Below are 4,583 nucleotides of genomic sequence, written 5' to 3' on the forward strand. Positions count from 1 at the left end.
CCCGCGGGCCGCTCCGCGCCGGCGCCGGCTCGCGCACCGGCCCCCGCGTCCGCGCCCGCGTCCGCCTCCGTGCCGGTCTCCGCAACCATCCTCACCCTTTCGTCGGCCGTCGGACTCCGAAGTATCACAGATCGCGAGAAGTGCTCGAAACCGCTTCCGGGAACCGGCCTGAGCTGCCGTTGGAGCCGCTGTCGCCCCGTCTGGACGCCGCCGGGGACGGCCCGTGCGCCCCTCCGGGACGACCGCCCGGAACGGCACTCCGGCGGCCCGGCAGGCCCCCGCGTTCCGCCGCTGACCGGGCCGTTCCCGCCGGAGAACGGTCCGCCGGGCGGTGCCGCCCGGCGGTGTCACCCGGTGGCGCGGCCCGGCGGACGACCGCCAACGGTCGTTCTGCTAACGATCATTCTTCCCGTCGGTGAGACGAACATATCCGGCCGAAGGTTCCGCGTTTCCTGAATGGACGCCGAAGACGAGGTCCACCCAGGCGTCCTCCACGACCCGCAGGCCGTAGGCGGCCCGGACCTGGGCGCGGGCGGTCTCCCGGTCGTCCTCCCAGCGTCCTTCGGCGACCGACGCGGCGATGGAGGCGGCCATGTCGCCGGGCGTCGCGTGGATCCAGCGGGTGTCGTAGACGGTGTCCGCGCCCGGCCACGGCAGCAGGGCGGGCACCGCCCCGGACGCCATGCCCTCGGCGGGCGCCAGGTGGAAGCTCTCGTCGTCGCTGGTGGACAGGACGAACCCGATGCGGCGGAGCCACGCGGGGACGTCGCGTCCGTAGGCGTCGAACACGACGCCGCCCGCGAGCGCCGGGGAGCGCCGGACGCGCCGGAACACCTCCTCGTAGTGCGCGCGCTCCTCGGGACGCTCCCAGATCCACCAGTACTCCCACGGGAGCTTGGACTTCACGAACAGCGTGTAGCGCGGGTCGTCGCGGCGCAGCTCCTCCAGGACGTCCAGCGCGAGGTCGAAGCGCTTGCGGGACGGCGCGATCCCGATGATCCCGAGGTGGTGCCGGGCCCCGGGGAGCTTCACGCGGTCGAACTGCTCGTCGTCCACCCAGTTCGGGATGACCTGGACCTTGTCCTCGGGCCACCCGGTCGTCTCCAGCGTCAGGGAGGCGTAGTGGGGGCTGACGCAGACGACCTTGTCCACGGCCTCGATGTCGAGCTTCAGGGGCCAGCCCGAGTAGAGCTCGAAGCGGTGCAGCCGGACGAGCAGCTTCTGCCCGGGCCGCTTGTTGCGCGCGTACCAGAGGGCGTTGGGGCCGCACCATTCGCAGATGACCACGTCCGCCCACTGGACGAGTTCGAGGCTGCGCTCCGGGTCGTGCGTCTTCAACGCGGGCCACTTGTCCAGGCGGACCTCGATGTCGGGACGGTCCCGCAGGTGGTCCAGCAGCTTGGTGAAGAACTTGAGGTCGTGGCCCGCGACGACGACCTTCAGCCTGCCCTCGCGCCGGGGCGCGGGGAACGTCGTGTCCAGGTAGCCGCGCATCCGGCGGACGGCCGCGTCCAGGCTGTAGCCGGCGGCGGCGGTCCGGCAGCGCTCGGCGGCCAGCTCGTAGAGCTCGGGGTTCTTGCCGATGAGCGTGAGCGCGTCCACGACATCGCTCTCGGACGAGGCGAACAGCGGGTAGTCCGCCCCGAACAGCCGCTCGTGCATCGGGTTGCGGTTCAGCACCACGGGGACGCCCAGCGCGCCGCTCTCCAGCACCTTCGTGGACAGTTCGAGGCTGGTGTCCATCGACATGTCGCGCCAGGACAGGGCGACGTCGCCGCTCGCGGTCAGGCGCATGGCCTCGGCGCGCGGATGGCCGCCGTGCCAGACGACGCCGTCCCCGCTCTCCAGGGCCGCCTTCATCGGCGCGGCGAACCCCGCCTCCTGGTGGATCTTGTCGCCGACCATGTGCAGTTCGGCGTCCACGCCTCGCGCGCGCAGGAGGGCGGGCAGGCGGGTCATCTCCAGCGTGTTCCAGCGGGGCGCGAACTTGCCCGTGTAGACGAGCCGGAGCCGCCCGTCCGGGGAGCCCGCCGCGCGCGGCCGGAGACCGTCCGGGAGGACGACCACCGGCGGGAACAGCACGCTCTTGCCCGCCGTCGCCGGGACCGCCGCCTCCAGGAAGCCGCGCAGCTCCTCGGTCTGGCAGAGCAGCAGGCGGGACGCGTCGGCGATGCGCCGCAGGTCCCCCCTGGCCTTGCCGTCGAACTCGGCCGCCGACTGGGGGACGTCCGTCAGGTACGTCCACAGGCGGCCTCTGAGCGGTCCCGCGGCGAGCTGCCCGGCCAGGGCGCGTCCCCGCACCACGGCCAGGTCGAACGGCTCGCGCTCGTCGATCCGCGCGATCACGGCGGCGGCCTCGGCGGGACGCATCGGCCCCTCGCCCGCCAGCCCCTCCTCGTGCGGCGAGAGGACGGTGACGCGCGGCAGCGCGCGCAGCGGGTCGACGAGCCGCCCGGTCCGGACCGGGGCCTTCAGGACGAGCGTGACGTCGCAGCCCGCGCGCGCGAGCGTCTGCACCATGCCCTGGGCCCAGATGGCCGAGCCGTCGATCAGGTTCAGGTCCACGTCTCCGTAGACGAGGGCGCGGGTCAACGAAGCTCCTTCAGCGTGGCGACGGGGTCCCAGTCCAGGACGGCCATCGTCGGCGGCGGGTTCTCGCCCCAGAGGACGACGGGGATCTCTCGTGCGCGCGCGAGGCTCCTGGCCTCGTCCAGGTCGCGGTCGCGGTCGAACATGCCGGGGACGCCGAGGTACGCCCACGGCCCTCCCGGCTCGCCCGCGCGCGCGTCCACGACCAGCGCGTCCACGTCGGCCGTCTGCAGCACCGTGCGGACGTCGTGCGGGTGGAGCGGCACCACCTCGTACCGGCCGGAGAGCTCGGCGGCGGCATCGCGGCCGAGGATGCCCGCCACGACCGGGACCGCCGAGGTGTGCTGCACGAGCAGCCGGTCCTCGGGACGGTCGAACCGGTCCAGCCGGCGGGTCGCGCTCTCCCGCAGCGTCGCCGACTCCATCGGGCGGTCGCGCCGCCTCCACAGCCGGTACAGCTCGCGCGGCAGCCGCGCGGCCCGGCGGCGCGGGTTGCGCGCGGCCCCGGCGACCAGCCGCCCGAACTGGACGGTCGTCGAGGTCTCCAGCGCGGCGAGCCGCCGCTCCAGCTCCTCGACGCGGGCGTCGCTCTCGCGCAGGGCGGCGCGCAGGCGGGCGGTACGGTCACGCACGGAGGTACTCCAGGATCACGTCGGCGATGCGGGGTCCGGCGTGCCCGTCCCACAGCGGGGGCACCCGCCCGGCGGCGGGCCGCTCCCCCTCCAGCACCTTGCGGGCCGCCGGGACGAGCTCCTCCAGCGACACCAGCCGGTTGGTGCCGTGGGTGATGGTGATCGGCCGCTCGGTGTTCGGCCGGACGGTCAGGCACGGCACCCCGAGCACGGTCGTCTCCTCCTGGATGCCGCCCGAGTCGGTGACGACGGCCGCCGCGCCGCGCACGGCCGCGACGAAGTCGACGTAGCCGAGCGGGTCCAGGACGCGCACGCGCGGGTGGCCGTCCAGCCCGGCGGCGAGCAGGTTCGCGCGTCCGCGCGGGTGCACGGGGATGACCACCTCGGCCAGGTCCGCGACGCCGTGCAGGCTCCTGACCAGCGCGGACGCCGTGGCGGGGTCGTCCACGTTCGCGGGCCGGTGCATCGTGGCGAGGACGTACCGGTCCGGCAGCCCGTGCTCGGCGCGCACCCGCCCGGTGTCGAACCGGTCCAGGTTGCCGAGCAGCGTGTCGATCATCGGGTTGCCGACCAGGTGCGCCCGGCCGACCGGGACGCCCTCGGCGGCCAGGTGCCCGACCGCCTCCGGGCTGGTCACCAGGCACAGGTCGGACAGCTGGTCGGTGAGCCGCCGGTTGACCTCCTCCGGCATGGTCATGTCGAAGCTGCGCAGCCCCGCCTCCACATGGGCGACCGGCACGCCGAGCTTGGCCGCGACGAGGGCGGCGGCGATCGTCGAGTTCACGTCGCCGTACACGATGACCAGCGCGGGTGAACGCCGGATGAACTCCTCCTCCAGCCCGACCAGCAGCGCCGCCGTCTGCGCCGCGTGCGAACCCGACCCGACGCCCAGGTTGACGTCCGGCTCGGGCAGGCCCAGCTCGTCGAAGAACACCTCCGACATCCGGCGGTCGTAGTGCTGGCCGGTGTGCACCACCGCCTGGCGCGCGCCCCGCGCCGCCAGGGCGGCGATGACGGGGGCCGCCTTGACGAAGTTCGGCCGCGCCCCGAGGACGTGCACGAGCTCGCCCGCGAACCCGTCCACCGGCTCGCTCACGGCCTTGCCCACCGGGCTTTCCGCGTCCACCGGGCTTTCCGCGCGGTCGTCCGCGTGCCCCCCGCGAGGCACCCCCATGAATTCACCCACCGTTTCCCCCACCTGTTCGCCCACCTGCGCTTTCCCTTCTGTTCATCGGGCGCGCCTACGCTCGCCCGCCGTGTTGAAACGCTCCGTGTACATGTCGGCGCTCGCCGTCCGGCAGCTCCGGGACGACCCGTCCCGCGCGGGCCGCCTGGGCGTGCGCCTGGCGGCCCGCGCCGTCC

At 74.2% G+C, this 4,583-nt stretch carries 3 protein-coding genes; all 3 read right to left on the reverse strand.

Translation table 11 applies throughout. The annotated features are described in order from the left end of the window. Positions 1-393 precede the first annotated feature (393 nt). Complete coding sequence (locus DZF91_RS27980) at positions 394-2,520, reverse strand: glycosyltransferase (protein ID WP_117360124.1); 2,127 nt, start codon at positions 2,518-2,520, stop codon at positions 394-396. Between the two features lie 68 nt (positions 2,521-2,588). Continuing rightward, entirely contained in the window at positions 2,589-3,221 is a 633-nt protein-coding gene (locus tag DZF91_RS27985; RefSeq protein ID WP_117360122.1) for a hypothetical protein, read from the reverse strand. Then, positions 3,214-4,281 carry a non-hydrolyzing UDP-N-acetylglucosamine 2-epimerase gene (gene wecB / locus DZF91_RS27990; RefSeq protein WP_235834620.1) on the reverse strand — a complete coding sequence of 356 codons (1,068 nt, stop codon included), beginning with the start codon at positions 4,279-4,281 and terminating at the stop codon, positions 3,214-3,216. Before wecB ends, DZF91_RS27985 begins: the two co-directional genes overlap by 8 nt. Between the last annotated feature and the right edge of the window lie 302 nt (positions 4,282-4,583).

The organism is Actinomadura logoneensis (genome assembly GCF_003428695.1).
Classification (GTDB): Bacteria; Actinomycetota; Actinomycetes; order Streptosporangiales; family Streptosporangiaceae; genus Spirillospora; species Spirillospora logoneensis.

Coding starts and splice junctions, on each gene's coding strand:
- DZF91_RS27980 (WP_117360124.1), bottom strand. CDS start 2,520: ATGGTGCAGACGCTCGCGCGCGCGGGCTGCGACGTCACGCTCGTCCTG.